At 61.4% G+C, this 21,130-nt stretch carries 20 protein-coding genes; 12 read left to right on the top strand and 8 right to left on the bottom strand.

Going from position 1 to position 21,130, the window contains the following annotated elements:
- Window positions 1-37 precede the first annotated feature (37 nt).
- Window positions 38-931 carry a LysR family transcriptional regulator gene (locus tag OPU96_RS23515; protein WP_498559781.1) on the bottom strand — a complete coding sequence of 298 codons (894 nt, stop codon included), beginning with the start codon at window positions 929-931 and terminating at the stop codon, window positions 38-40.
- A 130-nt stretch (window positions 932-1,061) separates the two neighbouring features.
- Here OPU96_RS23515 and OPU96_RS23510 point away from each other — a divergent pair, with 130 nt between their 5' ends.
- From OPU96_RS23510 to OPU96_RS23485, 6 genes are all read left to right on the top strand, one after another.
- Complete coding sequence (locus OPU96_RS23510; RefSeq protein ID WP_498559780.1) at window positions 1,062-2,708, top strand: GMC family oxidoreductase; 1,647 nt, start codon at window positions 1,062-1,064, stop codon at window positions 2,706-2,708.
- Window positions 2,709-2,773: 65 nt separating this feature from the next.
- Complete coding sequence (locus tag OPU96_RS23505; RefSeq protein WP_226456067.1) at window positions 2,774-4,396, top strand: MFS transporter; 1,623 nt, start codon at window positions 2,774-2,776, stop codon at window positions 4,394-4,396.
- Between the two features lie 242 nt (window positions 4,397-4,638).
- Window positions 4,639-6,588 (top strand): DNA topoisomerase III, encoded by a 1,950-nt coding sequence (locus OPU96_RS23500; RefSeq protein WP_498559779.1) that lies wholly within the window; start codon window positions 4,639-4,641, stop codon window positions 6,586-6,588.
- Between the two features lie 132 nt (window positions 6,589-6,720).
- Entirely contained in the window at window positions 6,721-7,161 is a 441-nt protein-coding gene (locus tag OPU96_RS23495; RefSeq protein WP_024074507.1) for a CBS domain-containing protein, read from the top strand.
- An 8-nt stretch (window positions 7,162-7,169) separates the two neighbouring features.
- The gene (locus tag OPU96_RS23490; RefSeq protein WP_498559778.1) at window positions 7,170-8,015 is read left to right on the top strand and encodes an NAD-dependent protein deacetylase; all 846 of its coding nucleotides are present in this window, start codon (window positions 7,170-7,172) and stop codon (window positions 8,013-8,015) included.
- Window positions 8,016-8,748: 733 nt separating this feature from the next.
- Window positions 8,749-9,078 (top strand): hypothetical protein, encoded by a 330-nt coding sequence (locus OPU96_RS23485; protein ID WP_226456070.1) that lies wholly within the window; start codon window positions 8,749-8,751, stop codon window positions 9,076-9,078.
- 125 nt (window positions 9,079-9,203) lie between these two features.
- Here OPU96_RS23485 and OPU96_RS23480 read toward each other — a convergent pair whose 3' ends face one another.
- Window positions 9,204-10,106 (bottom strand): LysR family transcriptional regulator, encoded by a 903-nt coding sequence (locus tag OPU96_RS23480; protein WP_192300357.1) that lies wholly within the window; start codon window positions 10,104-10,106, stop codon window positions 9,204-9,206.
- A gap of 133 nt (window positions 10,107-10,239) precedes the next feature.
- On the opposite strand from OPU96_RS23480, the gene OPU96_RS23475 reads away from it, so the two are divergent.
- The 3 genes from OPU96_RS23475 to OPU96_RS23465 are packed head-to-tail and all read left to right on the top strand — an operon-like array spanning window position 10,240 to window position 12,825.
- Entirely contained in the window at window positions 10,240-10,938 is a 699-nt protein-coding gene (locus OPU96_RS23475) for a CoA transferase subunit A (RefSeq protein ID WP_192300356.1), read from the top strand.
- A gap of 34 nt (window positions 10,939-10,972) precedes the next feature.
- Window positions 10,973-11,632, top strand: a complete 660-nt coding sequence (locus OPU96_RS23470) for a CoA transferase subunit B (RefSeq protein WP_192300355.1) — start codon at window positions 10,973-10,975, stop codon at window positions 11,630-11,632.
- A gap of 11 nt (window positions 11,633-11,643) precedes the next feature.
- Entirely contained in the window at window positions 11,644-12,825 is a 1,182-nt protein-coding gene (locus tag OPU96_RS23465; RefSeq protein ID WP_498559777.1) for an acetyl-CoA C-acetyltransferase, read from the top strand.
- A gap of 507 nt (window positions 12,826-13,332) precedes the next feature.
- Here the strand turns inward: OPU96_RS23465 and OPU96_RS23460 are convergent.
- Window positions 13,333-13,755 carry a PaaI family thioesterase gene (locus OPU96_RS23460; protein WP_192300353.1) on the bottom strand — a complete coding sequence of 141 codons (423 nt, stop codon included), beginning with the start codon at window positions 13,753-13,755 and terminating at the stop codon, window positions 13,333-13,335.
- Between the two features lie 157 nt (window positions 13,756-13,912).
- Between OPU96_RS23460 and OPU96_RS23455 the strand changes: the two genes are divergently transcribed.
- Window positions 13,913-14,698 carry a DUF4349 domain-containing protein gene (locus tag OPU96_RS23455; RefSeq protein ID WP_226456071.1) on the top strand — a complete coding sequence of 262 codons (786 nt, stop codon included), beginning with the start codon at window positions 13,913-13,915 and terminating at the stop codon, window positions 14,696-14,698.
- On the opposite strand, the gene OPU96_RS23450 is transcribed toward OPU96_RS23455, so the two are convergent.
- Window positions 14,699-15,784 (bottom strand): DUF1615 domain-containing protein, encoded by a 1,086-nt coding sequence (locus tag OPU96_RS23450; RefSeq protein ID WP_498559776.1) that lies wholly within the window; start codon window positions 15,782-15,784, stop codon window positions 14,699-14,701.
- 141 nt (window positions 15,785-15,925) lie between these two features.
- Between OPU96_RS23450 and OPU96_RS23445 the strand changes: the two genes are divergently transcribed.
- Window positions 15,926-16,540, top strand: a complete 615-nt coding sequence (locus OPU96_RS23445; RefSeq protein ID WP_226456073.1) for a LysE family translocator — start codon at window positions 15,926-15,928, stop codon at window positions 16,538-16,540.
- A 109-nt stretch (window positions 16,541-16,649) separates the two neighbouring features.
- On the opposite strand, the gene hemB is transcribed toward OPU96_RS23445, so the two are convergent.
- The 3 genes from hemB to OPU96_RS23430 form a co-directional block, all read right to left on the bottom strand.
- Window positions 16,650-17,624: a porphobilinogen synthase gene (hemB, locus tag OPU96_RS23440; protein WP_192300349.1), complete on the bottom strand. Its 975-nt coding sequence runs from the start codon at window positions 17,622-17,624 to the stop codon at window positions 16,650-16,652.
- Window positions 17,625-17,739: 115 nt separating this feature from the next.
- Window positions 17,740-18,582 carry a PhzF family phenazine biosynthesis protein gene (locus OPU96_RS23435; protein WP_192300348.1) on the bottom strand — a complete coding sequence of 281 codons (843 nt, stop codon included), beginning with the start codon at window positions 18,580-18,582 and terminating at the stop codon, window positions 17,740-17,742.
- A gap of 3 nt (window positions 18,583-18,585) precedes the next feature.
- On the bottom strand, window positions 18,586-19,284 hold the full coding sequence (locus tag OPU96_RS23430) for a glutathione S-transferase N-terminal domain-containing protein (protein WP_226456075.1): 699 nt from the start codon (window positions 19,282-19,284) through the stop codon (window positions 18,586-18,588).
- A 251-nt stretch (window positions 19,285-19,535) separates the two neighbouring features.
- On the opposite strand from OPU96_RS23430, the gene OPU96_RS23425 reads away from it, so the two are divergent.
- Window positions 19,536-20,237 (top strand): histidine phosphatase family protein, encoded by a 702-nt coding sequence (locus OPU96_RS23425; protein ID WP_192300346.1) that lies wholly within the window; start codon window positions 19,536-19,538, stop codon window positions 20,235-20,237.
- A 131-nt stretch (window positions 20,238-20,368) separates the two neighbouring features.
- Here the strand turns inward: OPU96_RS23425 and OPU96_RS23420 are convergent, their stop codons facing one another.
- Window positions 20,369-21,118 (bottom strand): TerC family protein, encoded by a 750-nt coding sequence (locus tag OPU96_RS23420; RefSeq protein ID WP_192300342.1) that lies wholly within the window; start codon window positions 21,116-21,118, stop codon window positions 20,369-20,371.
- Window positions 21,119-21,130 lie beyond the last annotated feature (12 nt).

Raw genomic sequence — 21,130 nt, 5'->3', positions numbered from 1 at the left:
GGGCTTGCCCGCCCCCACAGGTTTAATCCGGTTTCAGTCAGTTAGTTTCGCCGAGCAGCAACCCTTGCTCCCGCGCGCACAACTCCACCACGTAATCCCACAACACCCGCAGGCGCACCGACTTGTGCAGCTCCCGGCGCGAACTGATCCAGTAGCTGCGCTGGATGTTCTCTGCCGGCAACAACGGCACCAGGTCCGGGTCGCCAGCCGCCATGAAACACGGCAACACGGCGATCCCCAGCCCCGAACGCGCCGCCTGGTGCTGGGCGATCACACTGGTGCTGTGAAACACCACCTTGGGGTTGCGGCAGAAGCTGCTGAGGAATTTCAGCTCCTGGCTGAACAGCAAGTCGTCCACATAGTCGATCCACGCGTGCGCCGCGAGATCTTCACGCTTTTCAATCGACGGACTGCGGTCCAGGTACGCGCGACTGGCGTAGAGGGCCAGGCGATAGTCGGTGAGTTTGCGCGTGACCAGTTGATCGACACTGGGGCGTTCCAGGTGGATGCTGATCTCCGCTTCACGGTTGAGGATGCTGACAAAGCGCGGCACGGCCACCAGCTCCACTTCCAATCCAGGGTAGCGATCAAACAACCCTCCCATGCGACTGGCGAGGAACATCACCCCCAGGCCTTCGGCGACGCCCAAGCGGATCTTGCCCAACGGCGCAGCGCTATGGGTGAGTTCGTCTTCGGCCAGCAGCGCGACGTTCTCCATGGCTTCGGCGTGCTTGAGCAGCGCTTCGCCGGCTGGCGTCAGCTCGTAGCCCTGGGCGTGTTGCACGAACAACGCGGTGCCGAGGCTCTTCTCGATAGCCTCGATATGCCGGGCGACGGTGGCGTGGGTGGTTTTCAGGCGCTGTGCGGCGGTGATCAGGCGGCCACTGCGTTGCAACTCGAGAAAATAGCGCAGGTCATTCCAGTCGAACATGACACCTCCATTGCATCAGCCTGGGCGGCGCTGTTTAAAAACGCACAGCAGCTGGGTAAAAACTAACATTTTTAAGACGAAAACTAACAACTAGGATGGGGGTAATAAGAAAAACAAGCGAGCCCTTCAGATGCCCACTGCAACTGCTGAATTCGACTACATCGTCGTCGGCGCCGGTCCCGCTGGCTGCCTGCTGGCCAATCGTCTGTCCGCCAACCCCGCCCACCGCGTGCTGTTGCTCGAAGCCGGTGGCCGCGACAACTATCCCTGGATCCACATCCCCGTCGGCTACCTGTTCTGCATCGGCAACCCGCGCACCGACTGGTGTTTCAAGACCGAAGTCCAGGAAGGCCTGCAAGGCCGTGCATTGAGTTATCCACGGGGCAAGGTGTTGGGTGGCTGCTCGTCGATCAATGGCATGATCTACATGCGTGGCCAGGCCCAGGATTACGACGGTTGGGCGGCGGCAGGCAACCCGGGCTGGGCGTGGGACGATGTGTTGCCGCTGTTCAAGAAAAGCGAAAACCATTTTGCCGGCAGCTCGCCATTTCACAGCGATGGCGGTGAATGGCGTGTCGAACAACAGCGCTTGCACTGGCCGATCCTCGATGCGTTCCGCGATGCAGCGGCGCAAAGCGGCATCGCCAACACCAACGATTTCAACACGGGTGACAACGAAGGTTGCGGCTACTTCCAGGTCAACCAGAAGGCCGGTGTGCGCTGGAATGCGGCCAAGGCGTTTCTCAAGCCGATCCGCCAGCGGCCCAATCTCACGGTGCTGACCGGCGTGGAAGTCGATCGCGTGCTCCTGGAAAACGGCCGCGCCTCGCAAGTGGTCGGCCGCCAGCTGGGCCAGTCGTTGAACTGGAAGGCACGCAAGGAAATCGTGTTGTGCGCCGGCTCGGTCGGTTCGCCAGGCATTTTGCAGCGTTCGGGGATTGGTCCTTCCAACGTGCTCAAGCCGCTGGGCATCAACCTGCTGCATGAATTGCCCGGCGTCGGCGGCAACCTGCAGGATCACCTGCAACTGCGCCTGATCTACAAACTGGAAAACGCCCGCACCCTCAACCAGATCGCCGGTTCCGTGTGGGGCAAGATGGGCATGGGCCTGCGCTACCTGTATGACCGCAGCGGCCCACTGTCGATGGCGCCCAGCCAACTCGGCGCGTTTGCCCGCTCGAGCCCGGAGCAGACCTCGGCCAACCTTGAATACCATGTGCAACCGCTGTCCCTGGAGCGCTTTGGCGAACCGTTGCACGGGTTCCCGGCGTTTACCGCCTCGGTCTGCGACCTGCGTCCGCAAAGCCGTGGCCGTGTGGACATCCGCTCGGCCAACCCGGCAGATGCGCCGCTGATCCGGCCCAATTACCTCAGCCATCCGCAAGACCTGCGGGTGGCTGCCGATGCGATCCGCCTGACCCGCCGCATCGTCGCCGCGCCGGCCCTGCGCCCGTTCAAGCCGGTGGAATACCTGCCCGGCGACGCACTGCAAACCGAGGACGAACTGCACGAAGCCGCCGCGCGGATCGGCACCACCATCTTCCATCCGGTGGGCACCTGCCGCATGGGCAACGATCCGGATGCCGTGGTCGACGCCCAACTGCGCGTGCATGGCGTACCCGGCCTGCGCATCGCCGATGCCTCGATCATGCCGCGCATCACGTCCGGCAATACCTGTTCACCCACGCTGATGATCGCGGAAAAAGCCGCACAGCTGATCCTTTCGCCGAATACAAGGAGCCTTGCCCCGGAGAGAGAACTGGTCCATGCAATCTGAATAGCGGCGCCACACCTGGCGCCGACAGTGGAACAACAATAAATAATCACTGTGAGGGCTACCCGATGTCAGAACATGTTCAAACCCTGGGCTCGGCGGCAGACGCGAGCACCGGTAACGATTCCAAGAAGGTCATCTTCGCCTCGTCCCTGGGGACGGTGTTCGAGTGGTATGACTTTTTCCTTTACGGCGCCCTTGCGGCGGTGATCAGCAAGCAGTTCTTTGCCGGGGTCAACGACACCACGGCCTTCATCTTTGCCTTGATGGCCTTTGCGGCCGGCTTTGTGGTGCGGCCGTTCGGCGCACTGGTGTTCGGTCGCCTGGGCGACATGATCGGGCGCAAATACACGTTCCTGGTGACCATCATATTGATGGGCGTGGCGACGTTCTGCGTGGGCTTGTTGCCGACCTATGCGAGCATCGGCATTGCGGCGCCGATCATCCTGATCGTGCTGCGCATGCTGCAAGGCCTGGCACTGGGCGGCGAATACGGCGGCGCGGCGACCTATGTGGCCGAGCATGCCCCGGCGGGCAAGCGCGGCTTTCATACCAGCTGGATTCAATCCACCGCGACCATCGGCCTGTTGCTGTCGCTGCTGGTGGTACTGGCCTGCCGTTACTTCACCGGCGACCAGTTCGAAGTGTGGGGCTGGCGTATTCCGTTCCTGTTTTCCATCGTACTGCTGGGCATTTCCACCTGGATTCGCATGAGCCTGCACGAGTCACCGGCGTTTCTGAAAATGAAAGAGGAAGGCAAGGCGAGCAAATCGCCGATCCGTGAGTCGTTCGGCAAGTGGGAAAACCTCAAGGTGGTGCTGATCGCACTGTTCAGTATCAACGGCGGCCAGGCGGTGACCTTCTACGCGGCGCAGTTCTATGTGCTGTTCTTCCTCACCCAGTTCCTGAAAATGGACCCGGCCCTGGCCAACATGTTGTTGATCATCAGCGTGGTGATTGGCGCACCGTTCTTTATCTTCTTCGGCTGGCTGTCGGACAAGGTGGGGCGCAAGCCCGTGCTGATGCTCGGCCTGCTGCTGGCGACCGCGCTGTACTTCCCGATCTTCAAGAGCCTGGCGCACTACACCAACCCGGCCATGGACCAGGCCAGCCAACAGGCACCAATCACCGTGCTGGCCGACCCGGCCACCTGCACCTTCCAGTTCGACCCGGTGGGCAAGGCCAAATTCGACAGCCCATGCGACAAGGTCAAGACCTTCCTCGTCAAGCAGGGCCTGCCCTACAGCAGCGCCGCCGCCCCGGCCGGCAGCCCGGTGCAGGTCAGCATCGGCGAAGTGCGCATCGACGGTTTTGACGAAGCGGCCCTGCGTGGCGCGGTGACCCTGGCGGGCTACCCGAGTTCGGCGGACGTGGCCCAGGTCAACAAAACCATGGTGGTGGTGCTGATCGTCGCGCTGATCCTGATCGCGGCCATGTGCTACGGCCCGCTGGCGGCGTTGATGGTGGAACTGTTCCCGACGCGCATCCGCTACACCTCGATGTCCCTGCCCTACCACATCGGCAACGGTTGGTTTGGCGGGTTCCTGCCGACCGTGTCGTTTGCGTTGGTGGTGTACACCGGGGATATTTTCTACGGCCTGTGGTATCCGGTGGTGGTGACCGGGGTGAGCCTGGTGGTGGGGATGATCTGCCTCAAGGAAACCCGGCACGTGGACATCGACAATAACTGAGGGCCCCCTGAACACGGGAGATTCCCCGTGGGAGCGGGCTTGTGTGGGAGCGGGCTTGCCCGCGAAAGCAGTGGATCAGTCAAACATGTATTGGCTGACACGCCGCCTTCGCGAGCAAGCCCGCTCCCACATTTGTTTTGCGGTGACCACACAAATTGCTGTACATCCATACAGATAATGGTTGATCAATGCCCGCTGACTGAGCATCCTGCACAGCATCAACCCGATCTGATGTGATGACCATGCGGCTGTACCTTTGTGAAAAACCCTCCCAGGCCAAGGACATCGCGGCCGTGCTCGGCGCCAGTCGTCGCGGCGACGGTTGCTGGCTGGGCAATGGAGTCACGGTCACCTGGTGCATCGGCCACCTGCTGGAAACCGCCCCACCCGATGCCTACGACGAAAAGTACAAGCGCTGGGTGCTGGCCGATCTGCCGATCGTTCCGGAAAAATGGAAGATGCGGGTCAAGCCCAAGACCGCCAGCCAGTTCAAGGCGGTCAAGCGCCTGCTGGGGGAAGCCCAGGAACTGGTGATCGCCACCGACGCCGACCGTGAAGGCGAGATGATCGCCCGTGAACTGGTGGAGCACTGCCGCTATCGCGGGCCGATCCAGCGCCTGTGGCTGTCGGCGCTGGACGACGCATCCATCCGCAAGGCCCTCGCCGCACTCAAGCCCGGTGCCGAGACCTTCAGCCTCTATCACTCGGCCCTTGGCCGTTCCCGCGCCGACTGGCTGATCGGCATGAACATGAGTCGCTTGTTTACCCTGCTCGGGCGTCAGTCCGGCTATCAAGGCGTATTGCCCGTGGGCCGCGTGCAGACTCCGACCTTGCGCCTGGTGGTGGACCGCGACCGCAGCATCGCCGACTTCGTGCCGGTGGCGTACTGGGCCATCGCTGTCGACCTGCGACACGCACACATGACCTTTACCGCCCAATGGCGCGCCGCCGAAGATGCCTGTGATGACCAGGGCCGCTGCCTCAACCTGCCATTGGCACAGGAGGCCGCCGCTGGCATGCGCAACGCCGCCAGCGCACGACTGGTCAAGTTGCGCACCGAGCGCATGCGCGACGTGGCGCCCCTGCCCTTCGATCTGGGCACCCTGCAGGAAATCTGTTCGAAAAAACTCGGCCTCGGCGCCCAGGAAACCCTGGACATCGCCCAGTCGCTGTACGAAACCCACAAGGTCATCACCTACCCCCGCAGCGACTGCGGCTACCTGCCGCTGAGCCAGCACAGCGACGCGCCGAAAATTCTCGCGGCGCTGGGCCGTGCAGATGCGGCAGTGAATGAACTGATGCCCCATCTCGACCCGCAACGCCGCTCCCGGGCGTGGAACGACGCCAAGGTCAGCGCCCACCACGGCATCATTCCCACCGGCGCGGGCAAGGATGTCGGGCAACTCACCGGCAAGTACCGTGCGGTGTACACCTTGATTCGCGCACGTTACCTGGCGCAGTTCCTGCCCAACCATGAATACGATCGCACCCAGGCCGACTTCGACTGTGCAGGGCAAGCGTTGCGGGCGGTGGGCAAGGTTGTGATCGAACCGGGCTGGAAGCGCGCCCTGCCGGAAGCCCTGGCGCCGGCAAAGGGACGCGACGTTGCGACACCCCAAGCCTTGCCGCCATTGGTTCAGGGCCAGGATTACGCGGTGGACAAGGTCAACCTCAAGGACCTGTGGACCCAGCCCCCCAAACCCTTTACCGAAGGCGACCTGATCAAGGCGATGAAAAACGTCGCCAAGCTGGTGCAAGACCCGCTCCTCAAGCAAAAGCTCAAGGACACCACCGGCATCGGCACCGAAGCGACCCGTGCCGGGATTATCCAGGGCTTGCTGGACCGTGGTTACCTGGTGAAAAACGGCAAGGCCCTCTCGGCCACCCCGGCGGCATTCAGCCTGATCGACGCCGTGCCCCGCGCCATCGCCGACCCCGGCACCACCGCGATCTGGGAGCAGGCCCTGGACATGGTGCAAAGCGGCGAGATGAGCCTGGAAGAATTCGTCGCCAAACAAGCGGCCTGGATGAGCAAACAGGTGGCACGTTGCAACGGCCTGCGCATGACCATCAGCGGCCCGGCGAGCCCGGCAGGCCGAGGGGCTGCCCCCTGGAAAAAGAAGCGAAAGAGCGCTCCACGCAAGACCGCGGCGGGCCCCAAGCGCGGCAAAAAACCGACAAATGCCGGGTAAAACGGGAAAAAAACCGGTGAATGACGTTTTTCGACGGGTTTAACGCCGCTTTGGACCTTGCTCCAGCGTGAGCCGTCTAGGATTCTGTAGGGGACCCGCTGACTTCCAAACAACAACACCGGAGTGGCCGCCATGAAAACCGTTGCACAAGTGCTCAAAGCCAAGGACCAGAAAAACCAGGAAGTCCATGTCATCAAACACGACCACACCGTGTTTGAAGCGCTGGTCCGCATGTCGGAGAAAAACGTCGGGGCCTTGCCGGTCGTCAAGGATGGCGTAGTGGTAGGCATCATCAGCGAACGGGACTACGCGCGCAAAATCATGCTCAAGGGCCTGTCGTCGGTCACCACGAAGGTCCACGAGGTGATGAGCTCTCCGGTGATCACCGTCGACACCCATAAAAAGGTCGATGAGTGCATGAATATCATGACCGACAGTCACCTGCGCCACCTGCCCGTGGTCGAAGACGGCAAACTGCTTGGGCTGCTGTCCATCGGCGACCTGGTGAAAGAAGCCATTGCCGACCAGGCTGATCTGATCAAGCAGCTGGAGCAATACATCCGCGGCGAATAGGCGACCCCATGCTCGATAGCCTTGAACATCAGGAAGACCACCTCGAGACCCTGCACCGGGCCATGGCGCAACGACGCTTTCTGGTACTGACCGGTGCAGGGATCAGCACGTCTTCGGGAATTCCCGATTATCGCGACAGCGAGGGTGTGCGCCGAGGCAGGGCGCCGATGATGTACCAGGAGTTCCTCGCCACCACGCAAGCCCGCCGCCGTTATTGGGCACGGGCGATGCTGGGTTGGCCGAAGGTGCGAATCGCCCAGCCGAACGCGGCCCATCGGGCGCTGGCAACTCTGCAACAACGCCAGCGCATCAGCGGGTTGGTCACACAAAACGTCGACACCCTGCATGACCAGGCCGGTAGTCATGACGTGATCGAACTGCACGGCAGCCTGCACCGCGTGCTATGCCTGGACTGCCAACAGCGCAGCGAGCGCGACGTGATCCAGCAATTGATGGAGACCGAGAACCCCTACCTGGCCGGCGTCGACGCCGTGCAAGCCCCCGATGGTGACACGCTGCTTGATCCGGCGTTCGAGGAGCGCTTCCAGGTACCCCGCTGCCCCCATTGCACCGGTCAACGCTTGAAACCGGATGTGGTGTTCTTCGGCGAGAACGTCGCCCAAACCACGGCCGCCAAGGCAATGGCGGCCGTGGCGGATGCCGAGGGCTTGCTGGTGGTGGGCTCATCGCTGATGGCGTACTCGGCGTTTCGTCTGTGCAAGGCGATGGTGGAGCAAGGCAAGCCGGTGATAGCGATCAACCTGGGCAAGACGCGTGGGGATGAGTTGTTGCAGGTAAAGATCGAGGCATCGTGCGAGCGGTTGTTGCCGTTGCTTGTTGAGCGCTTGAGATAGCAACACCACCACCTGTTTCAACTATGGAGCTGGCTTGTGTGGGAGCTGGCTTGCCTGGGATAGCGGTAACTCAGTTACAGATGTATCAACTGGCTGATCGCTTTCGCGGGCAAGCCCGCTCCCACAGGTGATTGGTGTTGATGGATAGTGAGTGTTCGGCTGGAGCTGTCGAGCTTTAGCGAAGCTGCGAAGGCGGCGACACTGTTGGTAGAGGTGTTGCGCCGCAACCCTAGAATCTCCCACAGGGGGTTTGTGTCGAGTGGACCATCCTGGATCCAAGACCACCCACACCAAAAAATGACGCCCAAGTCACATTTCCACGCATCTCCCCGTGTCCACGATGATTTATGTAGTGATCAAAAATAATCACTACATAACCGTTGACGTAACCTTTTTGTCCTTGCATTATCGAGACGTCTCCCGGATCGGGAGCGTTGGCAACAGGTGTTTTGAAAGAGCTCGTCTGACCGCCGAGCTGTTTTTTCCGGATGTGCACTGCCCACAAGGCAGATTGATGAAGCTGACCGGCCCGCAAGGATCGGTACAAGGAGCTCAAACGCTGCTTGTCTTCGTTATGAAACCATTGCGTAGCAGTTCATCAGCAAAACTACATGCATCAGGTTCAAGACCCTGCCCGTATTCGGCAGACAGACGCTGACGCCCGGTTTTCGGAACCGGAGACAACTAACGACGTATCAATTGATAGATCGCCAACTGGTCAAGGGGCTTACACATGAATCTGAACAACCAACCAACTATCGATGAATTGGCTGAGATGTTCGCAGCGCAGAAAGACACTCTCGACGACCATGTCCTGTGGATTGGCAAGTCGGGCGAAGTGCAACTTGACTGCCTGGCGCCCAATACCCAAGAAGCCGATTTTGACCGTAATAACCGTGAGTTGGCAGCGCGCTTGAAGGTGTACCGCCGCGGCCAGGGTTATGTCGGCAAGAAGGCTGCGGCTGATCGCAACTTTATCGAGCAAGTATTCGACACACTTAATAATGCTTGGGCGGCCGTCAAGGACAGCTCGCAAGTTAAAGTGATTGATCGCTACTACTAGAAAGTAACTCGCGCACTACTGTGGGAGCTGGTTTGCCTGCGATAACGGTTTAAACTTCAACACTGTTGTTGAATGTTAAATAGCTATCGCAGGCAAGCCAGCTCCCACACTTGTTTGCGGTGTATTCAGAAAGTTGGAAACCGCCCCTTCGCCGCTTCATCGCGAAAAATATCAAACAGCACTTGCGCCGCCGCCGACAGTTCATGCCCCGGCTTGGTCAGCACGCCAATCGGCCGTTCAATCACCGGATCGTTCAAGGTGATGCAATGGGCGCCCGCCTCCTCCATTTGCCGCGCACACAATGCAGGCACGGCGCTGACGCCCAAACCGCTCGCCACCATCTTGCCCACCGTCGCCAATTGATGGCTTTCCAGTGCTACCGGCAACTTCATCTGCAAGTCGCCCAGGTGTTCTTCCAGCATTACCCGAACCGTTGATGGCCGCTGCAATGTGATGAACGGCTGATCCAGCAGGGTTTTCCAGTCAATTTCGCTGCGCTTGGCCAACGGCGAATCGCCCGGCACCACCGCAATGAAGCGATCCAGATACAGCGGGGTAAACGCCAGTGACGAACCTTCAGCGGGCTCGAACGCCACGCCCAGTTCCACCTGGCGTTCGCGCACCATCTCCAGGACCTGTTCGTTGATCAAGTCATGCACCGTCACATTCACCTGAGGGTAACGCGCGCGGAATATCTTCAGGATCGGCGGCAGCAGGTTGCCGGCGAACGAAGGCATCGCGGCGACTGTCACGCGCCCGCGCTGCAGGGTAAAGCGCTGGCGCAGTTCGTCTTCGGCGTTGTCCCAGTCGGCAATCAACCGGCGAGCCAGGGGCAATAGGGATTCACCTTCAGGAGTCAGCGCGACGTTGCGGGTATTGCGGCTGAACAAGCGCCCACCCAGCCCTTCTTCGAGGCCCTTGATGGTCAGGCTCAGCGCCGATTGGGAAAGGTGCAGGCGCTCGCAGGCGGCGGCAAAACTCAGGCTCTGGGCCACGGCGAGAAAGGCCCGCATCTGTTTAACTGTCATAAGGCTACTCCGGACCACCGCTCGACTATGCAGTTTTTTAAATCAATCAACCTTAAAAAACAACTTAACAAATCAATCCAGCAGCGCAACACTCGGTTCATTGGCTGGCCCACAAACAATAAAAGAGGTGCATATGGCAGGTTTCGATAAACGCGTGGCGTCCTATGAAGAAGCGCTGGCAGGCTTGGAAGACGGCATGACCGTACTTGCCGGTGGTTTTGGCCTGTGTGGCATTCCGGAAAACCTCATCGCCGAAATCAAGCGCAAAGGCACCCGCGACCTGACTGTGGTTTCCAACAACTGCGGCGTCGACGGTTTTGGCCTGGGCGTACTGCTGGAACAAAAACAGATCCGCAAAGTGATCGCATCCTACGTCGGTGAAAACGCCCTGTTCGAAAAGCAGCTGCTCAGCGGCGAAATCGAAGTAGTGCTGACCCCCCAAGGCACCCTGGCGGAAAAAATGCGCGCAGGCGGCGCCGGCATCCCGGCCTTCTTCACCGCCACCGGCGTGGGCACTCCAGTCGCCGAAGGCAAGGAAACCCGCGAATTCAACGGCCGCCCGTACCTGATGGAAGAGTCCATCACCGGCGACTTCGCCATCGTCAAGGGCTGGAAAGCCGACCACTTCGGCAACGTCATCTATCGCCACACCGCCCAGAACTTCAACCCGCTGGCCGCCACCGCCGGCAAGATCACCGTGGTCGAAGTCGAAGAAATCGTCGAACCGGGCGAGCTGGACCCGGCGCAGATCCACACCCCTGGCATCTACGTCGACCGGATCATCTGCGGCACGTTCGAGAAGCGCATCGAACAGCGCACCGTACGCAAATAATCCGCCTCCAGCCCGAACAATAAGGACTCATAAAATGGCTCTTACCCGCGAACAAATGGCTCAACGCGTCGCCCGCGAAATGCAGGACGGCTTCTACGTCAACCTCGGCATCGGCATCCCGACCCTGGTGGCCAACTACATCCCCGAAGGCATGGAAGTGATGCTGCAATCGGAAAACGGCCTGCTCGGCATGGGACCGTTTCCTACCGAAGACACCATCGATGCCGACATGATCAACGCCGGCAAACAGACCGTCACCGCACGCATCGGCGCGTCGATTTTCTCCTCTGCCGAATCCTTCGCGATGATCCGCGGCGGCCACGTCGACCTCACCGTGCTTGGCGCGTTTGAAGTGGACGTAGAGGGCAACATCGCCTCGTGGATGATCCCCGGCAAGCTGGTCAAGGGCATGGGCGGCGCCATGGACCTGGTGGCCGGCGCAGAAAACATCATCGTGATCATGACCCATGCGTCCAAGGACGGTGAGTCCAAGCTGCTCAGCCGCTGCAGCCTGCCGCTGACCGGCGCGAACTGCATCAAGCGCGTACTCACGGACCTGGCGTACCTGGAAATCGAAAATGGCGCTTTTGTCCTCAAGGAACGCGCACCTGGCGTCAGCGTTGAAGAGATTGTGAGCAAGACCGCCGGTAAACTGATCGTCCCGGACCACGTTCCAGAAATGCAATTCCAGTGAGGACAGATCTCATGCAAGACGTCGTGATTGTTGCTGCCACCCGCACCGCCGTGGGCAGCTTCCAGGGTTCGCTGGCGAATATTCCGGCACCGGAACTGGGCGCCGCCGTGATCCGTCGCCTGCTGGAGCAGACCGGCCTCGACCCGGCCCTGGTCGATGAAGTGATCCTTGGCCAGGTGCTGACCGCAGGCTCAGGCCAGAACCCGGCGCGCCAGGCGTCGATCCTCGCCGGCCTGCCCCATGCGGTGCCGAGCCTGACCCTGAACAAGGTTTGCGGCTCCGGCCTCAAGGCCCTGCACCTGGGCGCGCAAGCCATTCGCTGCGGCGACGCCGAAGTGATCATCGCCGGCGGCATGGAGAACATGAGCCTGGCCCCCTACGTATTGCCCGCCGCGCGCACCGGCTTGCGCATGGGCCACGCGAAAATGGTCGACAGCATGATCAGCGACGGCCTGTGGGATGCGTTCAACGATTACCACATGGGCATCACCGCCGAGAACCTGGTGGACAAGTACGGCATCAGCCGTGAAGCCCAGGACGCCTTCGCCGCAGCCTCCCAGCAAAAAGCCGTGGCGGCTATCGAGGCCGGACGTTTTGCCGACGAAATCACACCGATCCTGATCCCCCAGCGCAAGGGCGACCCGGTGGCCTTCGCCGTGGATGAACAGCCACGCGCCGGCACCACCGCCGAGTCCCTGGGCAAGCTCAAACCCGCGTTCAAGAAAGTCGGCAGCGTCACCGCCGGCAACGCTTCGAGCCTCAACGACGGCGCTGCCGCGGTACTGCTGATGAGTGCCGACAAGGCCAAGGCCCTCGGCCTGCCGGTGTTGGCACGCATCGCCAGCTACGCCAATGCCGGCGTCGATCCGGCGATCATGGGTATCGGCCCGGTCTCGGCCACCCGCCGCTGCCTGGACAAAGCCGGCTGGAGCCTGGGCGACCTGGACCTGATCGAAGCCAACGAAGCCTTCGCTGCGCAAGCGCTGGCGGTGGGCAAAGAGCTGGAGTGGGATGCGGACAAGGTCAACGTCAACGGTGGCGCGATTGCCATCGGTCACCCGATTGGCGCTTCAGGTTGCCGTGTGCTGGTGACCCTGCTGCATGAAATGATCAAGCGCGATGCCAAGAAAGGTCTGGCGACGCTGTGCATCGGTGGTGGCCAAGGTGTGGCCCTGGCCCTCGAACGCAGCTGATTGGCAAGAGCAACATGGACAAGGCCCGGTTCCACGAAAACCGGGCCTTTTCTTTACCCGCTCGATCTGAATAAACACAGTCCCAGGGTGGAAGCTGTCGAGCCTTAGCGAGGCTGCGAAGGCGGCGGCACTGTTGGTAGAGGTTTTGGCTGAACCACCGCTTTCGCGGGCAAGCCCGCTCCCACAGGTGATCGGTGTTGGCGGGCTGTCAGTGTTCGGCTGGAGATCGCCCAGACACTGCCAATCCCCTGTGGGAGCTGTCGAGCTTCAGCGAGGCTGCGAAGGCGGCGGCACTGTTGATAGAGGTGTTGGCTGAACCACCGCTTTCGCGGGCAAGCCCGCTCCCACAGGTGATTGGTGTTGATGGATAGTGAGTGTTCGGCTGGAGATCGCCCAGGCACTGCCAATCCCCTGTGGGAGCTGTCGAGCTTTAGCGAGACTGCGAAGGCGGCGGCACTGTTGGTAGCGGTGTCGCGCCGCACCCATAGAATCTCCCACATTTGATCTTTATTGCCTGTCGGATTGGGGCACCGCAAACACCGCATTCGCCCGCGCCACAACCTTGTCCCCCACCTGCAGGCTCACCGTGGCAAACGCCATCTGCCGCCCGCGCTTGTGATGCTCCAGCTTCACCACAATCCACTCTCCGACCTGCACCGCGCCCAGGTAATCCAAGGTCATGCTTGCGGTGATCAACGGTAACGGCGGCTCGCTGGAAAACGCCATCGCATAACCCATGCCGACATCCGCCAGAGTCGCCAGCACTCCGCCATGCACGGTGCCACGGCCATTGGCGTGACGATTATCGGCGCGCAGGCCGATCTCCAGTTGCAGGCCTTCGCCCCGGCAATACGCCGGCCCCAACAGATCGAGCAGCGGACTGCTGCGGGGCAGCGAGACAAAACCTTCGGGCACGGCGTGGGCGATCATGGCGATTCTTCCTTGGAGTCAGGCTTGAGGTGTACGCCAGACTCATGGCGACAGCCAGCACCATCAACGGTACAAATCCTCCACGATGCTTTGCGTTAATCCCCCAGACCCGCTTTAATCGCCGTCCAAATTTCCCCGCACCTCCCAAGGAACCGCAATGCGCCATCCGGACGGCAAAGCCACACCATTTTTCTTGATCTTGTTCGCAGGCTTGACCCTCGCCGGTTGCTCGCCCAAGGACCACTCCAGCGCCAGGACGATCAACGGTGAACAAAGCCAGGCCGGTGCACAACTGGCCTATGAACACGAGCTGACCCTGGCCCTGCCCGGCGCCCTGCTCGCGCCGCGCATGCAGGCCACGCGCGAGGCCTGCGAGACGGCACGTTTTGGTGCCTGCAATATCCTCGGCATCACCGAGGACGGTAACGGCGGCGAGATCATCCTGCGCATCGCGCCCACCGGCGTGGAGCCGATCGTCGCCATGGCTGCCGAAGGCGGCAAGCTCGGCCAACGCATCACCACCGCCGAAGACCTGGCCGATGCCGTCGCCGATGTACGCCGCCGCCAGGACCGCCTGCAAGCCCAGCAGCAGCGTCTCGACGAGTTGGCCAAGCGCAAGGACATCACCGTCAGTGACTTGATCGCCTTGAGCAAGGAACAGGCCTCCATCGAAAACGAGCTGCAGCAACTGGCGCAGATCGGCGCCAACCAGCAGCGCCGTCTCGACACCAACCGCGTGACCCTGAACTTCCGCTCCGCCGACGGCGCGAACCAGCCGTCACGCTTCAGTCGCATGTTCAGCAACCTCGGTGACAACCTGGTGAACGGCACCGCCGACGCCCTGGAACGCGCAAGCTATGTGCTGCCGTTTGTGATCCTGGCGTTCCCGGTGGTGTGGTTGTGGGTGTGGTTGTGGCGCCGGTTTATCAAGCGCCGCAGCTGATCAGCGCTGCATGCAACGCTGATAGCGCTCATCCACGCGCTTGGCGAACCACGCGGTGGTCAGGTTGCGGGTGATCTTCGGACTCTTGAGCACGATGCCCGGCAGAATCGCCCGTGGCATCGGCTTGCCGGCAGCCTTGTCGGCCAGCGCGAAAACGCGCTTGTAGAGGGTGGTGTCTTCAAAGTCCAACTGCTCACCCTGCTCCAACTGGCTGCGGATGCTCGGGTTACGCATGTCCAGCTTCGCGCCCAGTGAACGCACCGCCAGCTCGGTGGTGCCGGGCAGCAATGAGCCGTAGCGGATCAAATCCCCATCCAACGCCAGTTCGGTGCCAGAGACGCGGCTGACCGCCGCCTGGAATGCTGCGTTGCGGCTGGCGTACCACCCCGCGTTGAAGTCGGCGAAGCGGTACAGCGGCTGGTCGTAGTTCACCGGGTAGCCGAGCAGATGGGCAATGCCAAAGTACATGCCACCACGCCGGGTGAAGACTTCGCGTCGGATCGTACCGTCAACCGTGTAGGGATAACCCCGCGCCTGTTTCTGTGCAAAGTCGATGCTGACTTGCATGGGACCGGCGGTATGCACCGGGTTGAAGCCACCAAACAAGGTGTTGCCAAGGGGCACCATGCTGATGAAATCGTCAAAGATGCCGCTGAGGTCCTTCTCTGTGCGTGCGGCATTCAGGCGGTCGGCGTAGGACTTGCCGGTGGGCGAGCGCAACTGCAAGGCGCTGCGTACCACAAAGGCCGGCACATGGACTTTTCCGGCACGCCGCAGGATTTCATCCCCAGCGATCTTGCCCATGTTCGGCACAGGCGGGTCGACCTGATAGGTGGACTCCTGCTCGGTCACTGCCAGTACGGCGCAGATGTTCTCGGTGCTCGGGTAGATCTTCTGGGTGTCGAAGGCGGTGTAGATGTCCTGAGCCCAACCGTTGCGGTCCACGAGTTGTGCAGGCAACAAGCGCACAATCTGCGCCTTCACCTCGGCTTCGCTGCGCGCCGGCTGTTGCGGGCCGCGCGAGGTGGAACAACCGGCCAGCACCAGCAATGGGGTGAGGCACAGGATCAGGCGGCGTAGGGACATGGGCGCTTCCTTGAATAACGGCGGGACCGGGTATATCGACCGGCAAGTGTAACCAGGGTTCGCGAACCTGACGCGCTCGCCAACCGGCGCCTATCGTGACAGGATCTGTCATCGACCATTCCTACAAGGAGTTTGAATGCCATGCTCAGCCTGAACTTCCTCGTCACGTGCCTGATTGTGGTGCTGATTCCCGGCACCGGGGTGATTTTTACCGTATCCACCGGCCTCACCGCCGGTAAACGCGCCAGCGTGTTCGCTGCGCTGGGCTGCACCGCCGGGATCATCCCGCACCTGCTGGCCTCGATTCTCGGCCTGTCCGCCCTGCTGCACACCAGTGCCCTGGCGTTCGACATGCTCAAGTATGCCGGCGTCGCCTACCTGCTGTATGTGGCCTATGCCACCTGGAGGGATCGCTCGGCGTTTGCCGTCAGTGACACGCCCACGGTCGCGAGTGCGCGCAGCCTGATGCTGCGCGCCTTCTTGATGAACATTCTGAATCCGAAGCTGACCATTTTCTTCCTGGCCTTTTTGCCGCAGTTCGTCGCGCCGGGCAGCACTTCGCCTAGCGTGCAACTGCTGGTACTGAGCGGCGTGTTCATGGCGATGACATTTGCGGTGTTCGTGGCATATGGCCTGCTGGCCAATGTCTTTCGGCGCGCGGTGATCGAGTCGCCACGGGTGCAGAACTGGCTGCGTCGCAGTTTTGCGGCGGCCTTTGCGGGGTTGGGGTTGAATCTGGCGTTTGCGCAGCGCTGATAGGCAACACAAAACAATGTGGGAGCGGGCTTGCTCGCGAAAGCGGAGTGTCAGTCACTAGATCTTTTACTGAACCACTGCTTTCGCGAGCAAGCCCGCTCCCACATTTTTAGATCCCGGCCAGGGCCAGGTCCATCGCAAAGTAGGTGAAGATCAAATCCGCACCGGCCCGCTTGATCGAACCGAGGGTTTCGCGCACCACGCGAGCTTCATCAATCGCCCCCGCCTGGGCACCGAACTTGATCATCGCGTACTCACCACTCACCTGGTACGCCGCCACCGGCAAGCGCGAGGCTTCGCGGATGTCGCGGATAATGTCGAGGTAGGCCCCGGCCGGCTTGACCATCAGCGCATCCGCACCTTCCTGTTCATCCAGCAGCGACTCACGCACGGCTTCGCGGCGGTTCATCGGGTTCATCTGGTAGCTCTTGCGGTCGCCCTTGAGCGCACTGCCGCCGGCTTCGCGGAACGGGCCGTAGAGGGCCGAGGCGAATTTGGTCGAGTAGGCCATGATCGGGATGTGGGTGAAACCGGCGTCATCCAGGGCACGACGGATCGCCTGGACCTGCCCGTCCATCGCTGCCGACGGTGCGATCACATCGGCGCCGGCGCGGGCGGCGGCCACGGCTTGCTTGCCGAGGTTGACCAGGGTCGCGTCGTTATCGACGTGGGCGCCGTGCATCACGCCGCAGTGGCCGTGGTCGGTGTATTCGCAGAAACAGGTGTCGGACATCACGATCATTTCCGGCACGGCGTCCTTGATGATCGAGGACATCCGCGAGACCAGGCCGCGCTCCTTCCACGTATCGCTGCCGCTGGCGTCCAGGTGGTGGGACACGCCAAAGGTCATCACCGACTTGATGCCGGCGCGGGCGTAGCGCTCGATCTCGGCGGCCAGTTTCTTCTCAGGGATACGCTGCACGCCGGGCATGCTGGTGATCGGCACGAAGTCGTCGATTTCTTCTTCGACGAAAATCGGCAGCACCAGATCGTTGAGGGTGAACTCGGTTTCCTGGAACAAGCCACGCAGCTCCGGGGAGCGGCGCAGGCGGCGTGGGCGGGCTTGGGGGAACTGGCTGGTCATGGCGGTCCTGAAATAGGGTGAAGGCTTTGGGGCGAAAGCTTATGCCCACCGGCATAGGCAACACAAACGCCGAGAGCCCAACAGTGTATTGCGAGGCCCGCAACAATTCATTGATCTAGAGCTGTAGACGCCCTTCAATGCACACCGCGACCGCACCGCCGACCCAGATGTCATCGCCCTGGCGTTCGACACGAATCCGCCCTGCACGCCCGAGGGCCGTGCCCTGACTGACCACATAACGCTCTGGCGCCAAGCCTTCGCCCAGCAGCCATTGGGCGATACCGGCATTCAAGCTGCCGGTGGCCGGGTCTTCCGGGGCGCCGTCTCCAGCGATAAAGCCGCGCACTTCAAACTGCGTGTCCACGTCGTCGCGCACCGGGTCGCAGGGGGCGATCACACCCACCGCCAGACCGAGCAACTGCGAATAGTCCGGCTGCAAACTCAGCACTTGATCGCGATCGGCCAACATCAACGCCAGCCACCCAGCACCATTGTCGACCCACTGGCTGCGCACAACGGCTTCGGGACTCAAGCCCAACCCCAGGCACACTCGCTGCAGCACAGGCGCTTGCACTGGACCGCAACGCAATAACGGCGGAGCAATAAACGCCAGCTCATCACCTTGGCGACGCACACGCACCAAGCCGATCTCGCACTCCTGGACGATGTCCTCGCCCTTGGGTACACCGCCCGCTTGCAACCACGCATGGCACGTGCCCAACGTCGGGTGGCCGGCGAACGGTAGTTCCTGCACGGTGGTGAAAATTCGCACCCGGTAGTCGGCGAGAGGATCACGCGGTGTCAGCAAAAACGTGGTTTCACTGAGGTTGGTCCAATTGGCGAAATCGGCCATCTGCTGGTCCGTCAGGCTGTCAGCGCCAAGCACCACAGCCAGCGGGTTGCCCTTGAGGGGCACGTGGCTGAATACATCCAGTTGTTTGAAATCGAAAATCGGCATGCTTCAGCTCGGAATATTCAGGCCACGGATCACCGCCGGGCGGGCCACAAAGCCGTCCAGCGCGCGCAGTACGTTAGGGAAGTCGGCGATACCCACCAGGTCGCCTGATTCGTAGAAGCCGATCAGGTTGCGGATCCATGGGAAGGTCGCGATGTCGGCGATGCTGTAGTCGTCGCCCATGATCCAGGTGCGGCCCAGCAGGCGCTGCTCCAGCACCGCCAGCAAGCGTCGGGACTCGGCGGCGTAGCGGTCGCGCGGGCGTTTGTCCTCGTAGGCCTTGCCGGCAAACTTGTTGAAGAAGCCCAACTGGCCAAACATCGGCCCGATGCCGCCCATCTGGAACATCAGCCATTGCAGGGTTTCATAGCGGGTGGCCGGGTCCTCGGAGAGCAACTGGCTGGTTTTTTCCGCCAGGTAGATCAGGATCGCGCCGGACTCGAACAGCGCCAATGGCTGGCCGCCGGGGCCGTCGGGGTCGATGATCGCGGGGATCTTGTTGTTGGGGTTCAGGGACAGGAACTCGGGGGACAACTGGTCCTGGGTCTCGAAGCTGACCTTGTGCGCCTCATAGGGCAGGCCCAACTCCTCAAGCATGATCGAGACTTTTACCCCGTTGGGCGTAGGCAGCGAGTACAGTTGCAGGCGTTCGGGGTGTTGAGCGGGCCATTTGCTATTAATCGGGAAGCTGGCAAGCGAGTTCATCGGGAAATCCCCTGGCGCAAAGCCCCCATGATAGTCATCTTCCCGGTGTCCTGCTTGGGTCATCAATGCGCAACATGCGCTGGCTATTATCCCGCGCAGGCGAACCAATGCGCCCTTGCGCACTCTTACCTGCGCTTGAACGGTGAATGGAGGCACCTTGCTGTAACGACAGGAAATACCGCAGGACGCCCTTGGCGTCACTGGGGCCGGGCTTGTCCGCCCTCACTCGATGCACTGAAGACTCCAGACCAATGACAATCAAGCCTCCGTGCCTTGCGTTACGCCTGAAACGCTATTCATACATCATGTTGCCGCTGTTGCTGGTCGGCGGCGCCATCGGCCTGACCCTGGAATCGCGCACCAGCCGCGCCGAGCAGGTAGACGGCGTGCAAACCCTGGTCTTCCTGCGCCACGGCGAAAAACCCGCTGGCGGTCTGGGCCAGCTCAATTGCCAGGGCCTGAACCGGGCGATGAACCTCGCCACGGTACTGCCGGAAAAATTCGGCAAGGCCAACTTTGTGTTCGCCGCCAACCCGACGCGCAATGTCGAGGAAGGTGAGTTCGATAATTCCTACAGCTACATTCGCCCCCTGATGACCATCAGCCCCAGTGCCATCAAGCTCGGCCTGCCGGTGAACATCAAGTTTTCGGCAAACGACACCAGTGCCCTCGCCGATGAACTGGTGGAAGACAAGTACCACAACGCCACCATCTACACCGCCTGGTCTCACGGCTACCTGCCGGAGTTGATCAACAAGGTGGCGAGTGAAGCGTCGGGCGAAAAACACACCATCACCGACGACTGGTCCGGCAGCGACTACGACACCCTGTACGTGCTGACCTTGACCTGGCACAACGGCAAGGCGTCACTGCTGAGCCGCAACTACAAGCAAGGCTTGAACAACGGCGAAGAATCCTGCCCGGAACCGACGCAGGTGAGCGCTGACTCCTGACAATCGGGCCTTGTAGCGAGCGTGCTTGCCCGCGCCTGGCTGCGAAGCGGCCCCAATAAAAACGCCGCATTCTGTCTGACAGAATGCGGCGTCGGGTTTCAGGGCCGCTTCGCAGCCCAGCGCGGTAAACGTTACTGACGGGCTGCAAGTAAGCGCTTGTGGCGATTGCGTCGAGCGATGTTCAGGCACTCGATCACTGCCGAGAACGCCATCGCTGCGTACACGTAGCCTTTTGGCACATGGGCGCCGAAGCCTTCGGCGATCAGCGTCATGCCGATCATGATCAGGAAGCCCAGGGCCAGCATTACCACGGTGGGGTTGTCGTTGATGAACTTGGCCAGCGGTTCAGCCGCCACCAGCATCACGATCACCGAGGTCACCACGGCGATGATCATGATCGGCAAGTGCTCGGTCATGCCCACGGCGGTAATGATGCTGTCGATGGAAAACACTAGGTCCAGCAACAGGATCTGGCCGATGGCCGCCGCGAAACCGATGGTCACCGTATTGCCGACGCTGACCTTCTCCTCGGGCTCCGGGTCCATGCTGTGATGGATCTCGGTGGTAGCCTTCCACACCAGGAACAGGCCGCCGGCGATCAGGATCATGTCCTTCCACGAGAACGCCTGGCCGAACACTTCGAACACCGGCGCCGTCAGTTGCACGATGAACGCGATGGTGCTCAACAGGCCCAGGCGCAATACCAGCGCCATGCTGATGCCGATGCGCCGCGCCTTGGCCCGGTGCTGCTCAGGCAGTTTGTTGGTGAGGATCGAGATAAAGATCAGGTTATCGATGCCCAGCACGATTTCCATGACGATCAACGTCGCCAATGCCACCCAGGCGGTGGGGCTGGCGGCCAGCTGTAAAAGGTAATCCATAGGTCAGTCCTG

This window comes from Pseudomonas sp. RP-B7, assembly GCF_059803535.1.
Note: the sequence above shows the minus strand (reverse complement) of the source record. Positions and strands in the feature narration are given on the sequence as shown.

Excerpts from the sequence above, each read along its gene's own strand:
- OPU96_RS23515 (WP_498559781.1), bottom strand. The coding sequence starts at position 931 with ATGTTCGACTGGAATGACCTGCGCTATTTTCTCGAGTTGCAACGCAGT.
- OPU96_RS23510 (WP_498559780.1), top strand. The coding sequence starts at position 1,062 with ATGCCCACTGCAACTGCTGAATTCGACTACATCGTCGTCGGCGCCGGT.
- OPU96_RS23505 (WP_226456067.1), top strand. The coding sequence starts at position 2,774 with ATGTCAGAACATGTTCAAACCCTGGGCTCGGCGGCAGACGCGAGCACC.
- OPU96_RS23500 (WP_498559779.1), top strand. The coding sequence starts at position 4,639 with ATGCGGCTGTACCTTTGTGAAAAACCCTCCCAGGCCAAGGACATCGCG.
- OPU96_RS23495 (WP_024074507.1), top strand. The coding sequence starts at position 6,721 with ATGAAAACCGTTGCACAAGTGCTCAAAGCCAAGGACCAGAAAAACCAG.
- OPU96_RS23490 (WP_498559778.1), top strand. The coding sequence starts at position 7,170 with ATGCTCGATAGCCTTGAACATCAGGAAGACCACCTCGAGACCCTGCAC.
- OPU96_RS23485 (WP_226456070.1), top strand. The coding sequence starts at position 8,749 with ATGAATCTGAACAACCAACCAACTATCGATGAATTGGCTGAGATGTTC.
- OPU96_RS23480 (WP_192300357.1), bottom strand. The coding sequence starts at position 10,106 with ATGACAGTTAAACAGATGCGGGCCTTTCTCGCCGTGGCCCAGAGCCTG.
- OPU96_RS23475 (WP_192300356.1), top strand. The coding sequence starts at position 10,240 with ATGGCAGGTTTCGATAAACGCGTGGCGTCCTATGAAGAAGCGCTGGCA.
- OPU96_RS23470 (WP_192300355.1), top strand. The coding sequence starts at position 10,973 with ATGGCTCTTACCCGCGAACAAATGGCTCAACGCGTCGCCCGCGAAATG.
- OPU96_RS23465 (WP_498559777.1), top strand. The coding sequence starts at position 11,644 with ATGCAAGACGTCGTGATTGTTGCTGCCACCCGCACCGCCGTGGGCAGC.
- OPU96_RS23460 (WP_192300353.1), bottom strand. The coding sequence starts at position 13,755 with ATGATCGCCCACGCCGTGCCCGAAGGTTTTGTCTCGCTGCCCCGCAGC.
- OPU96_RS23455 (WP_226456071.1), top strand. The coding sequence starts at position 13,913 with ATGCGCCATCCGGACGGCAAAGCCACACCATTTTTCTTGATCTTGTTC.
- OPU96_RS23450 (WP_498559776.1), bottom strand. The coding sequence starts at position 15,784 with ATGTCCCTACGCCGCCTGATCCTGTGCCTCACCCCATTGCTGGTGCTG.
- OPU96_RS23445 (WP_226456073.1), top strand. The coding sequence starts at position 15,926 with ATGCTCAGCCTGAACTTCCTCGTCACGTGCCTGATTGTGGTGCTGATT.
- hemB (WP_192300349.1), bottom strand. The coding sequence starts at position 17,624 with ATGACCAGCCAGTTCCCCCAAGCCCGCCCACGCCGCCTGCGCCGCTCC.
- OPU96_RS23435 (WP_192300348.1), bottom strand. The coding sequence starts at position 18,582 with ATGCCGATTTTCGATTTCAAACAACTGGATGTATTCAGCCACGTGCCC.
- OPU96_RS23430 (WP_226456075.1), bottom strand. The coding sequence starts at position 19,284 with ATGAACTCGCTTGCCAGCTTCCCGATTAATAGCAAATGGCCCGCTCAA.
- OPU96_RS23425 (WP_192300346.1), top strand. The coding sequence starts at position 19,536 with ATGACAATCAAGCCTCCGTGCCTTGCGTTACGCCTGAAACGCTATTCA.
- OPU96_RS23420 (WP_192300342.1), bottom strand. The coding sequence starts at position 21,118 with ATGGATTACCTTTTACAGCTGGCCGCCAGCCCCACCGCCTGGGTGGCA.